The organism is Chloroflexus sp. (assembly GCF_034434295.1).
Taxonomy (GTDB): domain Bacteria; phylum Chloroflexota; class Chloroflexia; order Chloroflexales; family Chloroflexaceae; genus Chloroflexus.
Genome location: NZ_DAOTZQ010000122.1, coordinates 1 through 19,636, shown reverse-complemented (window position 1 = coordinate 19,636; position 19,636 = coordinate 1). Strand labels below are relative to the sequence as shown.

15 protein-coding genes and 1 pseudogene are annotated in these 19,636 nt (G+C 54.9%); 4 read left to right on the top strand and 12 right to left on the bottom strand.

Annotated features, from left to right (window positions below):
• Positions 1 to 1,502, top strand: a 1,502-nt coding sequence (locus tag VAE57_RS16220; protein ID WP_322822899.1) for an MDR family MFS transporter, incomplete at its 5' end; no start/stop codon positions are given.
• A gap of 290 nt (positions 1,503 to 1,792) precedes the next feature.
• Here VAE57_RS16220 and VAE57_RS16215 read toward each other — a convergent pair.
• From VAE57_RS16215 to VAE57_RS16200, 4 genes are all read right to left on the bottom strand, one after another.
• A complete protein-coding gene (locus tag VAE57_RS16215; protein WP_322822898.1) occupies positions 1,793 to 3,676 on the bottom strand; it encodes a hypothetical protein in 1,884 nt (627 codons plus the stop codon).
• Between the two features lie 49 nt (positions 3,677 to 3,725).
• A complete protein-coding gene (locus VAE57_RS16210) occupies positions 3,726 to 4,655 on the bottom strand; it encodes a cobalamin-binding protein (RefSeq protein ID WP_322822897.1) in 930 nt (309 codons plus the stop codon).
• A gap of 1,058 nt (positions 4,656 to 5,713) precedes the next feature.
• Positions 5,714 to 7,138 (bottom strand): pyruvate kinase, encoded by a 1,425-nt coding sequence (gene pyk / locus VAE57_RS16205; protein ID WP_322822896.1) that lies wholly within the window; start codon positions 7,136 to 7,138, stop codon positions 5,714 to 5,716.
• 306 nt (positions 7,139 to 7,444) lie between these two features.
• Entirely contained in the window at positions 7,445 to 8,053 is a 609-nt protein-coding gene (locus VAE57_RS16200) for a ComEA family DNA-binding protein (RefSeq protein WP_322822895.1), read from the bottom strand.
• Between the two features lie 168 nt (positions 8,054 to 8,221).
• Here VAE57_RS16200 and clpB point away from each other — a divergent pair, with 168 nt between their 5' ends.
• Positions 8,222 to 10,807 (top strand): ATP-dependent chaperone ClpB, encoded by a 2,586-nt coding sequence (gene clpB / locus VAE57_RS16195; RefSeq protein ID WP_322822894.1) that lies wholly within the window; start codon positions 8,222 to 8,224, stop codon positions 10,805 to 10,807.
• An 88-nt stretch (positions 10,808 to 10,895) separates the two neighbouring features.
• Here the strand turns inward: clpB and VAE57_RS16190 are convergent, their stop codons facing one another.
• The 6 genes from VAE57_RS16190 to VAE57_RS16165 all read right to left on the bottom strand — a co-directional run bounded on the left by VAE57_RS16190 (position 10,896) and on the right by VAE57_RS16165 (position 16,402).
• Complete coding sequence (locus tag VAE57_RS16190; RefSeq protein ID WP_322822893.1) at positions 10,896 to 11,429, bottom strand: shikimate kinase; 534 nt, start codon at positions 11,427 to 11,429, stop codon at positions 10,896 to 10,898.
• Between the two features lie 56 nt (positions 11,430 to 11,485).
• Positions 11,486 to 12,673, bottom strand: coding sequence for an MFS transporter (locus VAE57_RS16185; protein ID WP_322822892.1), 1,188 nt, complete (start codon positions 12,671 to 12,673; stop codon positions 11,486 to 11,488).
• Positions 12,674 to 13,165: 492 nt separating this feature from the next.
• On the bottom strand, positions 13,166 to 13,339 hold the full coding sequence (locus VAE57_RS16180) for a hypothetical protein (RefSeq protein WP_322822891.1): 174 nt from the start codon (positions 13,337 to 13,339) through the stop codon (positions 13,166 to 13,168).
• 441 nt (positions 13,340 to 13,780) lie between these two features.
• On the bottom strand, positions 13,781 to 14,812 hold the full coding sequence (locus VAE57_RS16175; protein ID WP_322822890.1) for an alpha-ketoacid dehydrogenase subunit beta: 1,032 nt from the start codon (positions 14,810 to 14,812) through the stop codon (positions 13,781 to 13,783).
• A gap of 21 nt (positions 14,813 to 14,833) precedes the next feature.
• A complete protein-coding gene (locus tag VAE57_RS16170; protein ID WP_322822889.1) occupies positions 14,834 to 15,799 on the bottom strand; it encodes a thiamine pyrophosphate-dependent dehydrogenase E1 component subunit alpha in 966 nt (321 codons plus the stop codon).
• A 171-nt stretch (positions 15,800 to 15,970) separates the two neighbouring features.
• On the bottom strand, positions 15,971 to 16,402 hold the full coding sequence (locus VAE57_RS16165; protein ID WP_012258972.1) for an Hsp20/alpha crystallin family protein: 432 nt from the start codon (positions 16,400 to 16,402) through the stop codon (positions 15,971 to 15,973).
• A 368-nt stretch (positions 16,403 to 16,770) separates the two neighbouring features.
• On the opposite strand from VAE57_RS16165, the gene VAE57_RS16160 reads away from it, so the two are divergent.
• Positions 16,771 to 16,995, top strand: a complete 225-nt coding sequence (locus VAE57_RS16160) for a type II toxin-antitoxin system prevent-host-death family antitoxin (RefSeq protein ID WP_322822888.1) — start codon at positions 16,771 to 16,773, stop codon at positions 16,993 to 16,995.
• Positions 16,996 to 17,143: 148 nt separating this feature from the next.
• Here the strand turns inward: VAE57_RS16160 and VAE57_RS16155 are convergent, their stop codons facing one another.
• Positions 17,144 to 18,055 (bottom strand): SPFH domain-containing protein, encoded by a 912-nt coding sequence (locus VAE57_RS16155; RefSeq protein WP_322822887.1) that lies wholly within the window; start codon positions 18,053 to 18,055, stop codon positions 17,144 to 17,146.
• Positions 18,052 to 19,044: an SPFH domain-containing protein gene (locus VAE57_RS16150; protein WP_322822886.1), complete on the bottom strand. Its 993-nt coding sequence runs from the start codon at positions 19,042 to 19,044 to the stop codon at positions 18,052 to 18,054. Before VAE57_RS16150 ends, VAE57_RS16155 begins: the two co-directional genes overlap by 4 nt.
• 323 nt (positions 19,045 to 19,367) lie before the next feature.
• On the opposite strand from VAE57_RS16150, the pseudogene VAE57_RS16145 reads away from it, so the two are divergent.
• Positions 19,368 to 19,636 (top strand): annotated as a pseudogene (locus VAE57_RS16145) (BMP family ABC transporter substrate-binding protein); the annotation flags it as partial.

Below are 19,636 nucleotides of genomic sequence, written 5' to 3'. Positions count from 1 at the left end.
ACACTATCCTGATCACGATGGGCGTGATGATGAGCCTGTTTATGGCTTCGATGGAGTCGACCGTTATCGCTACAGCCATGCCGGGCATTGTGCGCGATTTGGGTGACATTGAGAGTTTTAGCTGGGTATTCGCCATTTATATGCTGACCAGCACAACCGCCGGCCCCATTTTCGGTCGTCTGTCAGACCTCTTCGGACGCAGGCCGGTCTATATGGCAGCAATCGCTATCTTTAGCCTGGGTTCACTCTTGTGTGGGTTGGCAACTACAATGCCTATGCTGATTGCCGCACGCGCACTCCAGGGGTTGGGCGCCGGTGGGCTGCTCCCGCTGGCCTTTATCATCGTCGGTGATATTTTCACGCTTGACCAGCGGGCAAAGGTGCAGGGGCTTTTTTCAGGGGTATGGGGTATCAGCTCGGTCATTGGCCCACTGATCGGTGGGTTTCTGGTTGATCAGATTTCATGGCACTGGGTGTTTTGGATTAACCTCCCTCCGGCGGCTATCGCTGCGGCACTGGTCTGGATAGCGTGGCGTGATCCGGTACGTTCAAACGCCAAACGACCACCCATCGATATTGCCGGTGCATTGTTGTTGAGCATCGGGATAATCCTGCTTCTGCTTGGTCTCGATCAGCCAACGACGTCTGGCGGTATCCTTATGTTAAGCGCTGCCGTGGCAACGCTGGCCTTGCTGGTGATGGTTGAACTTCGGGCACCAGCACCAATCCTCCCGTTTCACCTGTTGCGTGATCGCACATTTGCGATTGCCTGTCTCCATGGCATTCTGGCTGGCGGTGTGCTGTTCGGTAGCATGAACTACGTGCCACTCTTCGCCCAGGGGGTACTGGGTACAAGCGCAACCGAGGCTGGCACAACCCTGACGCCGCTGATGCTGGGATGGGTCTTTACCAGCATTATCGGTGGCCGTCTGTTGTTGCGCCTGAGCTATCGCACGCTCACGATTGGCGGGATGGTCATGTTTGTAGCAGGTGCCATACTTATGGCCCGGTTACGACCCGATATGAGTCGGCTTGAGCTGGCAATTGCGCTGGGGTTAATGGGGATTGGCATGGGCGCCAGCATTCCCTCGTTTTTGATTGCAGTGCAGAGCACGGTAGCCCGTAACGTGTTGGGAGCGGCAACTGCGAGTTTGCAGTTTTCGCGCACGATTGGCGGGACGATTGGAGTAGCTGTGCTGGGTACTTTGCTAACAAACCGGTTGAGTGCAGAGCTGGCGGCACGTGGCTTACAAGCCGATGCTGTTCCGGTTGAGGCCCTGATCGGTGAGGGGGCGACCGCAATGACCCTTGCCGGCGAGCCGCGGCTGGCACTGGCGGCTGCGCTGACCGCGGTCTTTGCCGCGCCGCTGCTGTTCGCACTGCTGGCGCTGGCAGTGACATTTCTAGCCCCTTCGCATAGTCCCGATGATCTGCGCCGTAAGCGCGAACAGCGTGAAGAGCTAACTACGACGAAAGAAGTTGCGCCGCAGCAAGCGGGGTAGGGGGTAGGAGATAGGACAGAGGAGAGAGGACAGAGGAGATAACTCTAGTTGCTTCATGCTGTGAGCAGGCAACAGAGGCTGGCTGCCAGGATGCATAGCACGACGTGGTGCGTAAGATCGTACAGTGCAACCGCATGAACGATATGGGTAGCAGTCAGTTCCTACGGACGCGCTACGTCACGCCTCAAGGCAGCAACGCGGGTAATACCCTTCCTCTGTGTCCTCCGTGTCTCTGTGGTGACAAAGGTAGCAACCTGGATTAGATTAAGATCACCAATACCAGCCACGTGTCAATGTTTGTAGAAGTAGGGTGTAAACAGTTGCTCTAGTAGATCAGTCTGATCGGCATATTTATCTGCCAGTTGCCTGTACAGGTTAGCGAGTTTTGCTGCCTGAAACCGCCGTTGCCACATCGCTTCAGCAAACTGGTCACTGTCAATCAGACCACGTTCTTTGAGAAAAGTATAGAATCGTTTAAGCGCTATGCAAATCTCACGCACCTCGCTCCCTGAGCTGTAAGCGTAATGATAAGGGTAATAATAAAACAAAAACTCATCAAGCGTTGCGTAATCACCTTGATCCAGAGAGCGGTCGTAGAATGATGCCAGAAAATCAGCATAAAGGCGCGGGGGCCTTGCATAGTTGCGAGCAGTTGACAATTTTTTACCAGTCTCTTGTAAATAATCTATGTACAGATTGATCAATGTCAGACTTTGATCAATCAATTGAAAGTATCTATCATCTTCCATCTCATCTTCCACATCATCTTCATCAAATTCTGTATCCCAAAAATCATCATCCCAATCATCGCTTATCTCAAAGCCCACTTCCTCAAGATTTTGCTGTTGATTGAATGATGTATCAACCGACTTTGGCAATGAAGATGTCGGCAAGTCTATCCTGGGAAAGAGATCAGGTGCCTTTTGAAACAGATACAGCAGTTGTTCGCTCAAGATACCTTCCACTTCTTCCGGTTCGGCTTGAGCCAGTCTTCGTTTTACTTCTAACGGTAGCACTTCATTTAATCGCGCACTGATCCGATCAGCTTCACGCAGCATGGAATCCTGCCATTCAAAGAAGATGTCGTTGACAAGATCGTCCAATTCTGCCATCAGGACATCTTCTTCCTCTTTCAGATCCGCTTCCCGTGAACGGTTGGTCAGTATGCCATTCCAGATTCCGGCTTGCCTATCCTGTTCGCGCGAATGCTGAATCTCTTGTTGTAATGCAGTAATTTCTGCCAGTATTTTTGCACGCTGATCAGCAGGCGATGGGGCAGTTGCCTTCCACGACGCCGCAGCAGATGAAGGAATAGCCGGTTTTGGATTAACCGGCGGCTGTGACCGTCGTGTAGCAATGTCACTGTTCATTGTCGCCGGTTGATGTAACGGCCCGCCTGAAGGCACCTGCAATCCGGTAGACTGAATAAGCAGGCCATCGAAGATCAACGCCAGACGACCATCTGCATGCAATAAATGTTGCCACGGTCGACCAGGGTACGACGTTCGCCACGGCATACCGGCAATAGCCGATAACACAATTTGATCAGAGGGTGTAGGCTCATTACGACCGAGTTTTCTGTACTGTTCAACTGCCGCCTCAACCAATTCACGCTCCTGGTCAATGACTGCCTGAGCGCGAAAGTCAGCCGCACGTTCATAGGTAAAGTGCAAATGTTGTTCGAGTTGATCACCGATCTGTTGATAGTGTATCTTTACAATAATACTATCGCCTGGAGCAAAATTTCGCTTTTGAAACCATTTGTGAAGTTTAATAACATGATAACTATAAAAATCATCCTGAAGGCGGATAACTGCTAACGTTTTCTTTTCCTCATCGTAAATACGTGTTATCAAATCCTCAACACGAGACACGAAAGGATATAAAAGCATGAGAGGTATCGAACCACTTTCAATATGTTGCTGGTTTGGCCAGCAACGAAACTGTACTCCTTCAAGCGCTACCCGCAGCGGCAGGTATTGAAGCTGGTTAATTCGTAACCACCCAAGATTGGCATAATCATCCTTGAGATAGGAACGCACGGAGTCGGCTGCAAAACGGATCGACCATCGCTCATTGATTACATCACACAGTTGCGCAATGCGCATTGGTTTGTCTACTTCTGTAGCCAGTATTCGCAAGGCTCGCGCAATTGTGATTTTTGGTGATGCCATAATTCCCTCTCGTCGTGATGTGTAAACGTGATGGATCGATCAATGCTCACTATATAACAGCACTCGCTCCTGTCGGTCCCCAACCGGCAAACAGTTCGGGATGGATTATGGAAGCCAGTAATTCCAGACTGTCAACGATCCGCGGTCCGGGTCGGCTAAAGTAGGCGTTGCCATCTACCGCAAAGACCCTTCCCATTCGTACCGCCGGTAGCGCATCCCAGCCAGCTCGTTGCGGGAGAATAGCGCGCGCTTCAGCAATCGTTCGCTCAAGGGTAAATCCACACGGCATCACAATCAATACTTCAGGCGCACTGGCAATCACATCAGTCCAGATGATCCGTCGCGAACGTCCGCCAGCCGTACCAAGGAGTGGCTGACCACCTGCAATTGCTACCATTTCGGGCACCCAGTGGCCAGGACCGAAAACCGGATCAAGCCATTCGATACAAACCACCCGTGGCCGTGAAGTTGCCTTCGCTGCCAATGTCTTCACTCGCTCAACCCGCGCTGTGAGTTCGTTGACGAGATTTTCGGCTCGTTCAGCCACACCCAACGCACGCCCAATCGCTTTGATCGAACCAAAAATACCGGCCAGATCAACCGGTTCAAATGAAAGCACCTGGATCGCCGGGTTAACCAGGCTGGCTTCGACCTGATGTAGCGGTACAGCACAGACATCACACAACGCCTGCGTCAAGATAATGTCGGGCTGTAACGATGATAACAACTCCATGTCAAGCTCATAGATCGATAGTTCATTGCGAGCACGTTCACGTACAGCCGCATCAATCTCGGACGAGGAAGCGGTTTCTGGTTCGTCGAGCAGGCTCCGTGTTACAACCGGTAGTCCTTTCACCTCCGGCGGATAATCACATTCGTGGGTCACAGCTACCAGATGGTCAGCGAGACCTAACGCACAGACAATTTCGGTTGTTCCTGGTAGCAGCGAGACAATTCGCATGGTCTTCACGCCTGACATGGTCTGTTCTTTGCTACAGCGTAACACCCGATATGATGACTGTCAAGGATGTACGCTTTGATTGTTTCGTGACCCATCAGGTGTAAGCATGACGTGTGATATTGGTCGGAAAGATGCATGATGAGCAGAAGATAGAAGATTAGGAAATAGGAGATAGCAAGTAGAACTTGTTTCATTAACTTGTTTCATTAAAGCTATGCTGTTATGCATCCAGACTGCTGCACAGGTGTACGAAGGCTCGCCAACCGCCAACGACAGCATATCCTGCTTTCAGGCTGCTGGTATGGCAGCGAGGATGGCTGACGCCTATCTCCAGTCCAATTAGACGTTGGATTGGTTGTCTTACTAGCTCGTTATGCGCGTGTCGCAGCGTTTGAAGTGCGACAACCATGCTGCCGCAGCAGCCGCGCTTGCGATCCGGCGCACGTCACGCCGTTGACACAATCACGGAGTCGTTCAGTGATGAATCACTTCTGGAACCTATTTCATAAAAAGCTGTACTATCGCGCTCTAATAACCATCTCCGGTGCCATCACGCGCTGGATGGGTTGCCTTGTTCGCTCATCATCCGCGTGTGGCGTCGTTTGGCGTGCGGCAGCCATGCTGCCACGCCAGCCGTACACACGATATGGCGCGTGTCACGTCGTTGACCCGGCTGGTCACGCGGATGCCGGGTGTGCTCGTCACGAACATAGAATCAGGCGGCAATGAATGAGCTACCTTCATAGGAGATGTTTTTTGAAACAGGTTCTAGTAAATGCTTTTTGAAATAGGTTCCAGAGAAATAGCAACGTGTTTTCTCGATAATCCCTGCTTTTACGCCCTGGGTGCACGTATGGTGTGTTTGGAGTGCGGAAGCCGCGCTTCCGCACTCACCGTTCTTCTGTTGTGACCGTCTGGCAAGGGTACCTTGACCAGCTTACATTGCGTGCAGTTCCCTGTCGTGGCCGGGGGTCTTGTCCTCGATAGGCCTGATCGGTGTGTTCAGGCTATCCGGCGATCACTCTATGGGACACTGAACACTATTACCCGACCTCACACGATTTCCACGACTCACCCTACTCTATCGTGATCACTTTTAGGAAATTGGTCGGCCCGTAGCGGTACACCGGATGGCCACCGCTCAGTACAATCAAATCGCCTTTACGCACCATTCCGGTTTCGCGCATCATGCGCACAATCTGTTGTTCAAGTTCGTCGAGTCGATCACGCGCCTCGATCACAACAGGGGTGACACCCCAGTAGAGACTGGTACGGCGGGCGGTCTCCTCACTGGGACAGAAAGCCAGAATTGGTACGTCAGGCCGGTAGTGCGAAACCAGACGTGCACTTGCACCGCTTTGAGTAAGAACGACAATGAAACGTACCGGCAATGAATTGGCGATTGTGCATGCTGCTGCGGCAATGGCAAGCGGCGTCGATTGCGCCGGCGCAATCGACCACCTCGGCGTTGTCGAATGCTGCCCACCGGTATACGAGGCTTCAACCGCATCAGCAATTAATGCCATCATCTGTACCGCTTCTATCGGATAGGCCCCGGCAGCGGTTTCGCCACTGAGCATAACGGCATCAGTTCCGTCAATGATGGCATTCGCCACATCACTGGCCTCAGCCCGTGTCGGTCGCGGGTTATGGATCATCGACTCAAGCATCTGGGTCGCCGTAATGACCGGAAGCAGCGCCTGATTGGCGGCGGCAATAATCTGTTTCTGCACAATCGGCACCCGCTCTGGTGGCATCTCGACGCCCAGATCACCACGCGCCACCATGATCCCGTCAGCTTCAGCCAGAATCTCTGGCAACACGTCAAGCGCCTCCGGTCGCTCGATCTTGGCGATGACCGGCGTTTGTTTACCCGCCCGCCGGATAAACTCCTTCACCTCACGCACATCACTGGCGCGCCGAACAAACGAGAGTGCGACATAATCTACTCCCTGTTCGAGGCCAAACGCCAGATCGGCCAGGTCTTTTTCGGTTGCAGCCGGAGCGCTAACCCGCACTCCCGGCAGGTTAATCCCTTGATGTTCGCGGAGTCGACCACCGTGAACAACCTCCGTTTCCACTTCGGTGTCGGTATGGCCGGTCACAACCAGTTCAATCAGGCCATCTGAGAGGAGAATCCGATCCCGCGGACGAACATCGAGTGGCAGTGCACGATAGGTGGTACTGACTCGATGCGCATCGCCAATGATCGGCTCAGTTGTAATCACAAACCGCTGTCCGGCAACCAGCTCAACCGGTTGCCCATTTTCAAGTGGCCCGGTACGGATCTTCGGGCCTTGCAAGTCCTGCAGAATAGCTACATGTCGTCCAGCCTCCGCCGCTGCCCGTCGCACCATTGCAATCCGTGCTGCGTGCTCGGCATGGGTGCCATGCGAGAAGTTGAGCCGAGCAACGTTCATACCGGCCCGAATCAGTCCGGCGATCCGTTCAGGAGTGCTGGTCGCCGGCCCTAGAGTGGCAACAATCTTTGTGCGACGCATATACCTCCGCTTTTCACGCTATGTGCCTTTACAGGCTCCATCATCTGCTGCACAAGGTTGGTTGAGCAGATGCCGGACTTGCAGATACTCGTTGCAATCGTCGGCACGATGAGTAGAAGTAGGAGCGTGTAGCAAGACATCTGTGTCAAAACCACCTTACATTGATCCGCTCAACACCTCAACAGGCACTTGCACTACTATCTTGCCGGCAGCAGGTATGCCCGGCATCGCCGCCCATCACCTGTGTGTCACTGCGAGTATATGCTACTATGCTATTTTGTGCAAGGTTGTAAACGCAATAGTTGCCTACGGGCCGATTGTGACAAGCGGCGCAATCTGGGCAAAGAGTTTCTCACCAATCCCGCTCACTTCCCGCAGTTCTTCCACACTGCGGTAAGGGCCTTGCGTTTCACGCCGTTCAATAATGCGGGCAGCCAGTGTTGCACCAACACCGGGTAGTTCTTCGAGATCGGCAGCACTTGCGCGATTAAGATCAAGCAATCCTGTCTGCTGCGCATAGGCCGCCGGTATCGCAACAGCTTCACCCGCAAACGGCACCCGGATATGTTCGCCGTCGCGAACGATAGCAGCTAGATTGAGACCGCTGATGTCTGCCTGGTCGGTCAGACCACCCGCCGCCTGTAACACGTCAATCACCCGTGCGTTGAGCGGTAGCCGGTAGACATCAGGCGCAGCAACTGCCCCTGAAACGTAGACGACTGCTAAAGCGACGGTAGGGGTTGGCAGCGTCAGCATCTGATCATCGAGGACCGCAGGTGCTTCGTCAGGCGCGATGATGAACCGCATCTCTGGCCCAAAGGCAATTAACAGTCCCCCAATGACCGCGCACACAATCGCGATCAACCGTTGCGGTTGGCGATACCACGGTAATGCAGGAATAAATTGATCGTCCACGGTTGCCCCCTTTGCTCTGTACGTGTCGTCATATATGAAACCGTAAATCAGGGGCAAAAGTAACGCACAATTCTGAGATTTCCAATAGAACGTTAATATTGCACTATCGCACGACAGATACCGCAATGCTACAGTAACATCAGCAAAAATGGTTAAGGAGGTGGACGTATGTCCTTCAATACAAATCGTTTTACGCAAAAATCATACGAGGCCATTGCCGCAGCACAGGCAGCAGCCGAGCGGCTCGGCAATGCGGAAGTTCAACCGGAACACCTGCTCTATGCGCTGCTCGACCAGAGTGACGGTGTTGTCCCCCAGGTTCTGGCGAAGCTGAATCTGCCGGTTGGCGCTTTGAAGCAACAGATTAACAATGAGATTAGCCGCTTCCCGCGGATGAGTGGCGGTGGCGTTCAGGTACAACTCGGATCGCGGCTCCGCACCGTGTTGATCAAAGCCCACGATGAGCTGGCTCAATTCGGTGATGAATATGTCAGTACCGAGCATCTTTTGCTGGCGATTCTCGATCATGCCGGCGGCGGTGCCGAACGAGTGCTCAAACAGGCCGGTCTGACCCGTGATAAGCTGTTGATGGCGCTGCGCGAAGTTCGAGGTGCTCAGCGCGTTACCAGCCCGACGCCCGAAGGCACCTATGCGGCGCTGGAACAGTACGGACGTGATCTGACAGAGCTGGCCGCGCGGAATAAACTTGACCCCGTGATCGGACGTGATGAAGAGATTCGGCGTGTGATCCAGATTCTCTCACGGCGCACGAAGAACAATCCGGTGCTGATCGGTGAGCCGGGTGTCGGTAAGACGGCTATCGTAGAGGGACTGGCTCAGCGCATTGTACGCGGTGATGTGCCGGAAGCACTCAAGAATAAACGGGTGATTGCACTTGATCTAGGCGCCCTGATTGCCGGCGCTAAATATCGGGGTGAGTTTGAAGAGCGGTTGAAAGCAGTTCTTAAAGAGATACAGGAGCGCGACGATATTATTCTGTTCGTCGACGAGCTGCATACCGTGGTCGGTGCCGGTGCCGCTGAAGGGGCAATGGATGCCGGGAATATGCTGAAGCCAATGCTGGCTCGCGGTGAGCTGCACATGGTTGGCGCAACCACTCTCGATGAGTATCGGAAGCACATCGAGAAAGATGCCGCGCTTGAGCGACGCTTCCAACCGGTGATGGTTGATCCACCCTCGGTTGAAGACACGATCTCGATCTTGCGTGGCCTGAAAGAGCGCTACGAGACCCATCACGGTGTGCGCATTACTGACGGTGCACTGATCGCGGCGGCAATGCTCTCGGATCGCTACATCTCGGATCGGTTCCTGCCTGACAAAGCCATTGACCTGATTGATGAAGCAGCGGCCCGTCTGCGCATGGAGATTACCTCCGATCCGCAAGAGCTTGACGATCTCAAGCGGCGCATTATGCAATTAGAAATTGAGCGTGAAGCGCTGCGCAAGGAGAAAGATCAGGCCAGCAAAGAGCGACTGGAGAAGCTAGAGCAGGAGCTTGCCAATTTGCGCGAGCAGCGCAGTGCGCTCGAAGCGCAGATTCAGCGCGAACGACAGGAACTTGAGCGTATCCAACAGCTCAAAGAGAAGATCGAACAGACGCGCGCTGCTATCGAGCAGGCTCAACGGCAGTACGACTATAACAAAGCGGCTGAGTTGCAATACGGTACTCTGGTCAGCCTGGAGCGCGAATTGCAGGCCGCCGAAGCTCAACTTGGTAGCCAGAGCCGCTTGTTGCGCCAGGAAGTGACCGAAACCGACATCGCCGAGATCATCTCGAAGTGGACGGGTATTCCGGTCACGAAGCTCCTCGAAGGTGAGCTGGAGAAGCTGGTGCATATGGAAGAGCGCCTGCATCAGCGGGTAGTCGGTCAGGATGAAGCCGTGATTGCCGTCTCGAACGCAGTACGGCGTGCGCGTGCCGGCCTACAAGACCCGAACCGTCCGTTGGGTAGCTTCCTCTTCCTTGGCCCAACCGGTGTAGGTAAAACTGAGCTGGCCCGGGCGCTGGCCGAGTTCCTTTTCGACGACGAGCAGGCGATGATCCGGATCGATATGTCCGAGTATATGGAGAAACACTCCGTTGCCCGACTGATCGGTGCGCCCCCCGGCTATGTTGGCTACGACGAGGGTGGTCAATTGACCGAGGCGGTGCGGCGCAAACCCTATAGCGTCGTTCTGTTCGATGAAATAGAGAAGGCGCATCCCGATGTCTTCAATGTCTTGCTGCAAGTGCTCGATGATGGCCGCCTTACCGACGGTCAGGGCCGGATCGTCAACTTCAAGAACACGGTTATCATCATGACCAGCAATATTGCCAGCACGACGATTCAGGAATTGACGCGCACCGGCGCTGGTCAAAGCGAAATCCGGGCGGCGGTGATGGAAGAATTGCGGGGTGTGCTCCGCCCAGAGTTCTTGAACCGGATCGACGAGGTGATCGTCTTTTCGCCGCTTAGCCGCGAACACATTGACCGGATCGTTGAGATTCAGCTCAACCGGTTGCGCAAACTGTTGGTCGACCGTAAGCTCAATCTAGTGCTGACCGACGTAGCCCGTGCCCAACTGGCCGCCGAAGGCTATGATCCGGTCTACGGTGCCCGTCCGCTCAAGCGGGTCATCCAGCAACGCATCCAGAACCCGCTGGCACTACAATTGCTCCAGGGGGCCTTCCCGGAGGGCAGCACGATTGTGGTTGATGTCGAGAACGGGACGTTCGTCTTCCGCCGCGGCTGAAAAGGACGTCGCTGAATCTGCATCCAGGGCAGACACCTGACTGAGGTTGTCTACCCTGGATGTTATTATGTCAAATTGTTAACCTGCTCTATCGCCCCTGACGAAGCGCCGCTATCACCTGCTGCACCAGTTCAAGCGGTGTTTTCCCATCGGTGGCAATGATTAAATCAGCCACTTCAGCATACAGTGGTGTGCGTAGCGCACGTAATTCGGCCAGTCGCGCTGCGGCATCGCCGCGCAACAATGGACGTTGTTCGGCATCGGCAGCCAGCCGGGTCAGGATCGTCGTATCCGCAGCATCCAGCCAGATCACCGTCGCCTGTTCGCGCAGCATACGTCGGTTTTCCGGCTGCAAGATAATGCCACCGCCGGTAGCGATCACCTGCGCTTCATGCAGTGCTTCGGCCAGCGCGGCTGTCTCGCGCAGGCGAAACTCGGCCTCGCCATAGGTCTGAAACAGATCGGCCACACTCATACCGGCTGCCGCAGCAATCGCCGCGTCGGTATCGTACCAGGGCCAGCTTAAGGCGCGCGCCAGCAGCCGGGCCAGGGTTGACTTGCCACATCCGCTCAAACCAACTAGCGCTACAGGTCGATCCAGCCAGTTTGAATCCCATACCATAACCTGCTCCTATGCAGTGGGCTGCGCTGCGCTCCGTGGCAGGCGCAGGCTCCAGATCACAAAAGCCGACAAAGCGTATGCAACTGCCGCCGCGATAATCTGCGGCCCATACCCGAAGAGTGGGGCCATCCAACCCCAAATGACCGCCGACATTGCCATCCCCCTGCCCAAAGCAGACTCATTAAACTCATTGCGAGACCACGTTGGGTCGGTGGTGTTGCTCCCATCACTAGTGCATCATTCATTGGGTAGCTGGCGGCGATGAAGAAGCCACGGGCGAAGAAGCCGATGATCGCTGCCGGTAGCCACGGTGTAAGCATCAAGAGCATCGCCGGCGTTGCGCCCAAACGCAGCAGGGCCGCCCCACGCTGCAAGCCGATCCGCCGAACAACCGGCGCACCCACTAGCGCGCCGATACCGGCACCCAGTGAGGATAAGGCCAGTGCCAGGCCAACGCCGGCATCGCTCAGTCCAAACTGATCACGAAAGAAGAGATTTTGGAAGGGCAGAATCGCACCACCACCAATACCGAGCAGCAGGGATGGTACCGCAAACCAGACCAGGGTGAGCCATGAATGGCGCGTTGACTGCCCATCAAGATCACCGACAGTGCTGGTCTCGACCACCGTCGGCAGGCGGGCAAGCACCGGGAGCAGCGCGATAATACTTAACCCAATCACCGAGACAAGTGCCAGACGGTACGCCGCCGTCGATTGTGGATCGACGACAATAACTCCTGCTGCCAGCATCGGTAGCGCACCCCCAATGGCACTGCCAATCAGACCGACGATCAGTGTCGCTGAGGCATTCATGCCGAAGACCAGCGGGCGTTGTCCCTCTGTGGTTACCAGTGCCATTAGGGGAGTAACCGCAGTTGCCGCCAGCAGGTAGCTGGCTCCAACCACAAACTGCGCCGTTATCAACAATGGCAACGAGGGCGCCTGCAACAACGCCACCCAACCCAATGCGAATACAACGACACCGGTGATCATTGCCCGCTGCGGCCCTAAACGATCAATCAACCAGCCGATGGGCAATCCCATCAACATTCCGGCTGCCCGGCTCACCATTGACAGCAAGCCAACATCGTTGATGGTGTAGCCCTGACTGACAAGGTAGAAGTTGAACAGGATGTCGGCGATACTCAGGGCGAAACCAAAAATGAAACTGTGTGCCAGAATACGCCAGACCGCAATCGGAATACGAGCCAGTGAAAGACGGACATTGGCGGCAAGGGCTATCATACGTGCTCCACGACGTTCGGGCAGGTCGTACCGAATGTGTAGGATACCATAAGTTATGCTGCATGCGGTGAAGGTGGGTACCTGGATGCCAGGACAATGGTTCCATTACCAGCATGTGACCAGAGGGCCGCTTATGGGTTGTTGCAGGCACGCTAACCGGTTCAGGGCCATCGCACGCACGTGCAGTGCCAGGGTGGTGCGTAGCATGCGAGGGACGCTAGCGCTGTGACCAGCCGTGATATGCGACACGCCCCCACCCTGACCCGCCTCCGCTGGGGGCGGGAATCGCCGGTGCAGGATGACTCCCGCTGTCGCAAGCCGGTGCAGGTGGGGAGCGCGCCTCCGGTGCGCTCTCAGTTCCGTGTCGCGTGTTATGGCGTGCGGCAGCTATGCTGCCGCGCCAACCGTACTCACGATCAGGTGCGAGGTGCAGCGGTTTCACTAGGGTTATGGAGTCGACATGCGTGCGGAGCATGTCCGGCTGAATCTTGACTAAAAGACAATGTAAATTGCCTCAACAGAACGTTGCAGAGCAGGGCGGAGGTCGTCAATCGGGATTGAGTCACAATCACGACTGTTAGTCTGCAACGAGTTCAGCAAATCGGTAATTGTCTGCGGTAACCGTTCACGAATGAATGCGGCCAGGCTACGCAGGATAGCGCTCATGGTATTCTCTAACACCAGAAGTTGTCTCATTAAGTACATACAGACTGCATAATCGTGACGAGCACACACAGCATCCCCGTGACCAGCAGGGTGAACGGCGTGCCACGCGCCTGACACGAAGCACGGCTGGTGCGGCAGCATGGCTGCCGCACTCCAAACGTCGCGACATGCGCATAATGCGCGGGCAAGGCAATCAAGCCAGCGGGTGATGGTGCCATCGATCGATGGTCGCTAGCACTGTTCGCTGCCATGCCGACGTGTCGGGAGGAGGACAAGCAGGCTTCAGTGATTGGCAAGCGTCCATGAGCCTGGATGACAACAGATTTATGAAATAAGTGTCAATGCGGAAGCCACGCCTCCGCACGCCAGACCATGCGCCACAGGTAATCCAAGCAGGAAACCGTATCTGCTGCGGTGTATGCAGTAGTTGCCCCACCCGCCTTAATACGCCAACAGATCACGGGCTGCGGCCAGAATTTTGGTTGCATTGGGCCGGTAGGCATCTTCAAGTGGTGGACTGTACGGCACCGGCGTGTCAGGTGCGGCCAGACGGATAATCGGCCCATCAAGGTACTCAAAGGCGCGTTCAGCAATGATTGCAGCCACCTCACCACCTACGCCGCAGGTACGATTCGCTTCGTGAACAATCAAAACCTTGCCGGTTTTACGCGCCGTGGTCAGAATAGCCTCTTCGTCGAGTGGTTTGAGGGTACGCAGATCAAGCACCTCTACACTATGACCTTCCCGTTCGAACGTCTGGGCTGCGCTCAATGCCTCTTGCACCATCGCCCCGTAAGTAATAATGCTCACCTCCTCACCGGTACGCCGCAGTGCTGCCTGACCGATTGGTACCGGCGCATCGCCTTCCGGTACCATCCCTTTAAGTGAGCGGTAGAGGTACTTTGTCTCGTAGTAGATCACCGGATTGGGGTCACGAATGGCGCTGAGCAGTAGACCGTAGGCGTCAGCGGGAGTTGCCGGGGCAACGACCTTTAGACCGGGAGTATGGATAAACCAGGCTTCGTTTGATTGCGAATGGAAAGGGCCGGCCCGCAACCCACCACCACCGGGGGCACGTACCGTGATCGGTACCGGTTGACGCCAGCGAAAATGGTTGGTCGCCGCAAACTGCACCAGAGCATCAAAACCGGTTGAGATGAAGTCGGCGAATTGCATTTCGACCACCGGCAAGAAGCCCTCGAACGACATGCCAATCGCTGCGTAGAGCATGGCCAGTTCGGTCATGGGGGTATCGATCACCCGATCCTCACCAAATTCATCAATCAAGCCCTGGGTTACCTTAAATGCACCACCATACACACCAATATCTTCACCCATCACCAGCACGCGCGGATCACGCTGCATCTCGTAACGCAGTGCGGCCCGGATTGCCTCCAGATAGGTCAGCTCACGTGTCCCTTGATCGTCACTCAAGACGGTCGTCGATTTATGTAAACCTTGATCCCACGTCATTGCCTGCCTCCTGCTCGTGGTTCACGCATAGACGCCGTCGGTCAGCGTTGCCGGATCGGGATACGGTGAAGCTTCAGCAAACGCCTGTGCCTCATCAAGCTCGGCTTCGATCCTGGCCAACAGGGCAGCCAGCTTTACATCATCGAGTAAACCACGGCTGCGCAACAATTCCTCTATACGGGCAATTGGGTCGCGAGCTTCCCATTCGGCGAGTAATTCTTTCGGCACGTAGGCCATATTGTCGTGAATGGCGTGACCACGCATGCGCATCGTCTTGCATTCGATGAATGTCGGCCCACCACCAGCGCGTGCCCGTTCGACCGCTTCTTTGGTTGCGCGATACACTGCGGTAAAATCGTTGCCATCTACAATCACTCCCGGCATCGCGTAACCGGCTGCACGCTGGGCAATATCTGTGATTGCCATCTGCCGGCTCAGCGGGGTTGAATAGGCGTACTGATTATTTTCGCAGATAATCACCATCGGCAGCTTAAAGACACTCGCCCAATTCATCGCTTCGTGTGCCAGCCCTTGTGACGCACTGCCATCACCAAAAAAACACATAGCAACCCGTGGTTCACCTTTGAGCTTGATCGCGTGAGCAACACCGGTGATCACGCCGGTCGAAGCCGGCAAATGGCTGATAAAACCAATAATGCCCAGGCTTAGATCACCCATACCGTGCAGATTCGCGTCACGTCCGCGGGTCACACCGGTCTCACGCCCTAACCACTGAGCAAGAATACGTCTGGGGGTTAAGCCACGCACCAGGTAGGCACCCAAATCGCGGTGCATCGGTGCAATAATATCGCGTGGCCCCAGACTCAGTGCCGCTGCCACACTGAGTGCCTCGTGCCCGATTTGCGAAAAGTAGCCACCGACAATTTTGCTCTGCTTGTGCAGAAACGTACCCCGGTCATCAAGCGCACGGGTAAGGCGCATCCAGTAATGGGCCTGTTGCAACAACTCATCATTAATCTCGTCCATGCCATCTCCTTGCCGGTGAAGGCACCGCTTGCCCGGCGTCCATTGCCGTTTTTCACCATTCAAAGGGATATGTTTCTATTGTACTCGATTTACGTAGCCGAAAAACAGAACAGCGCGTAAGGAACTAATCCTCACGCGCTGCGGCTGCAACCGGTGATGCTGGTGCGACGACTATTGGGCAACGTTGACTGCGATCTTACGCGGCTTGATCTCTTCAGCCTTCGGTACGGTTACCGTCAGCACGCCATTCTCAAGCCGGGCCTCAATCCGGTCAGGATGGATCTGATTGGGCAGGCGAATGCTGCGGCTGAAGCGACCGAAGCGGCGCTCGGTGACATGATACTGGCGCTCTTTGCGATCACTGCTCTGCGTAATCTCGCCACTAATCGTAAGCACGTTGTTCTCGAAGGTAATGTTCAGTTGATCGGCGGTCATGCCCGGCACTGCCATCTCGATGTGATAGGCATCAGCCGTCTCGCTGAGATCGAGCGCCGGCACCAGGCTGCCGTTGCGGGGCAGCACACCGGTGAAGCCGGTGAAGAAGGTGTCGTCAAGCAGTTGAGTCATCTCGCGGAAGGGATCCCAACGGGTCAGGTTCGTCATAGTCGTCCTCCTTGCATCCTCGTTTTTTATTGTCTATTGTTTTGTTTCCACTGGTCGTGCTCTCATTCGAGCCTGGCTATACCATAACAAACCATTGTTAGAATGACGTTGGCAAACTGTTAAAGCTCTGTCTACGTTTGGAGAGCAAGTTTAACCCGACGTTTCTATGCTAAAAGCCTGGAGTTCGATGGTTAAGAGGAGTAATTCCCTATCGGCTAACTAAAATCACCACCGTGAATGGGCACAGGAAGAAGACGAAAAAAACCTGTCTGGTTACCTTTGTCCTCATTTTTGCTCTATGCAGTTTGAGTGCAGCGTGCTACAATGCAATCACACCATTACTGGCACTATCACAAAGGGGCACAAACATGGCACGCTCGATCAACATCGACTTACAGGGAGGTGTGGTTCCCATCTCACAGGCGGCAGCCAGTCTGGCCGCGCTGATCCGGCGAGCAAAGGTGAGTGGACAACCGGTCGTGATTACACAGAAAGGGTATCCATCGGCTGTGCTCCTGAATATTGAGCTGTTTGAGCAATTGCGAGCACTGGCCATGCAGGCAGAACAAAGCCATCAAAATCATCAACAATAGAAGGCGCAGGAGAACAGGCTACCGTGTTTGCCGGTTCAGGTAGAGGAGAGAAAGCCGGAACGGAGGTGGCAGATGGCAATCACCCACCCATGCACCTGCTGCCCGCTACAAAAATGCCTGACGGGCAGCAGGTTCTTCCAGTAATTAACTATTTTCGACTATCCTGCGCGGCCATTAGAGCGGGCATTATCCGTTGTTCAGCTTGCGCCGGAACAAGTGTGACTCGCGCCTTACTTTCGGTCAGGTTTTGCAGTTCGAGGATAGTGAACAGGGCATCACGTACTTCAGGGTCAGCCCCAATTCGGGCCAGCGCCTGCCCCAAAATCTGCGGTCGCACTGCCTTGGCACGGGCAAATTCAATCGCAGCTTTTCGTTCGGCAGTACTGGTGATAATATTCACCCGATTGGCACCGTCTTGTAAGATTGCCGACGTAACCTGACGAAGCCGATTGACAACCTTCGCTTCGATCTGGCGGATCATGTTCTGATCGCGGAAATGCACTTTCCGAATGTACACCGATCCCAACCGGTATCCCCACTCAGAAGCCTTCGGTGAAACCTCAGCCCGTACTGCCTGGCTCATCGCATGGCGATTTTCCAGCATTTGTGCCAACGGCATGTTGCTCAAGGTGCGTACCACCGCATTGCTGACGTTGGCAGCCAGTGAACCCTGTGGATCGGCGTTCTTAAACAGATAGGCTACCGGATCGCTTATCGACATCTCGTACCAGACCCCGATCCCCATCGGCGCACCCTCTTCGGAATTGACCGGCTGACTGCGCAGATAGCGCTGATCGAGGCGCATATCGATCACGTACCGACGACCAAAGAAGCTGATCAAGAAGGCATTGACGCCCAAATGGAAAGGCAAAATCACCAGCCCCGGTTCACGCAGGACACCAATCACGCTCCCGAAGAGCGTGTACACGTGGCACGTACCCTCTTGCACAATCGTGTAGAAGCCGAACAGGCGGAGCAGACCGAAAAAGGTTGGGGCAAGAATAAATGCAAGAACAAAGGTGATCGAGGCCACCACAATCGTTGAGAGCACGAAGGTCATTGTTCTACCTCCATGATTACCCGTTCAGCCTGTTGATAGAGACCAAGCCGTACATTCCGCAGATAGGCCTGCAGGACATCAGGACCACCGTTGCTCTTCAATGCGCGCAACTGTTCGGCCAGCGCCAGCAACGGTTCCACTTCAGCCTGGGCCTTGAGAGTCTCAATCTCCACTGCCCGCTTCGACTGCACGATCTTCTGGTCGGCGGCGGCCTGAGCCAGGCTTATATCTGAAGAGACCTGGTTGTGCGCCGTGTTGATCGCTGCCATCGCCGCCTCTACCTCCGGCGGTGCATCAATCTCGGTGATCAGCGATGCGTCAAGAATGATGCCATAGCGTGCCGCCGAGGAAATACACTCGCGATCCATCAGTTCATTCAGATCGCGGAGATTCTTGCGCAGATCGTTGATCGAAACCCCACTGACATCAGCACTATCACCCGCTGCCATGCTCAACTGGCCGGTATCAGTAGCTGGCGCCGCAAAATTGGCGATCCGTTCACGCAAGATCGAGATGAAGTAGCCCATCACATGCACAACCGGGTTCTTCACCCCGAAGAGGTAGGCGTAGAGGTGACGTTCTGAAACGCGATAGCGAATTTGACCACGCAGACCGACGTTGAGCTGATCCTTTGTAACCGCTTCCAGCAGGGTTCCACCGTGATTTGCTCGCGGATCTTCGAGATCGAGTGCCATATTGATGGTCTGGGTCGCGATTGAAACCTTATAAATCCGCTCCCACGGCCACTTAAAGTATGGCCCACCCGGCGGGATCACCCGCAACTGCGGATAGCGGTAGCGCTCACGCTCTTCGGGACGCATGTATTCAGCGAAGGGGTCTTCTACCGGTGGGCCAGGCAGACGCTCTGCCCGGCCCAAAATGGTCTTCACTGCACGCTCGTTTTGATCGACCGTGTAAAAGCTAAAGGCGATGTAGCGAACAATAAACCACGCCAGCAAGCCCAGCACAATCCCCAACGGTAAGGCCATACCTCCTCCTTATGGGCTAAGTGACCATAAAACAACAAAAGTTCACGGGTTTAGGTACCGTGAACCTCATTAAAACGTGTGAAGCGCAAAAACGTGTGAAGCGCACTGTATCAAGCGATGATACATCATTCAGGAAACCTTTCACTGTGCCGCTCTTAGTATAACATACGCAGTCGCAAAGAAAAGGTTGCGCGACTTGTGCTATAATCGCGCCAATCCAATGTGTTTGCGGGCATCGGTCGATGTCCCAACCGGGAATGGCCATGTCGCCCCCCATGGCGCTTCTCATTGGATCCGATCGTTGTAGATCAGGAGAATGGAACATGCGCAAGACTCTACTTACGCTGGTAGCACTTTTCACGCTTCTGGTACCGCTACTCGCTGCGTGTGGCAGTCAACCGGCAGCTCAGCCTACCGCAACGACGGCGCCGACTACTGCGCCAACTGCCGTACCGACAACCGGCACCACAGATTCCTCCAAGCCCCGGATCGCATTGGTTACCGATCTGGGCAAAGTGAATGACGGCACCTTTAATGAGTTTGCCCACCTCGGTGCGTTGCGGGCGGCGCAAGAGTTTGGGCTGGAGTACAA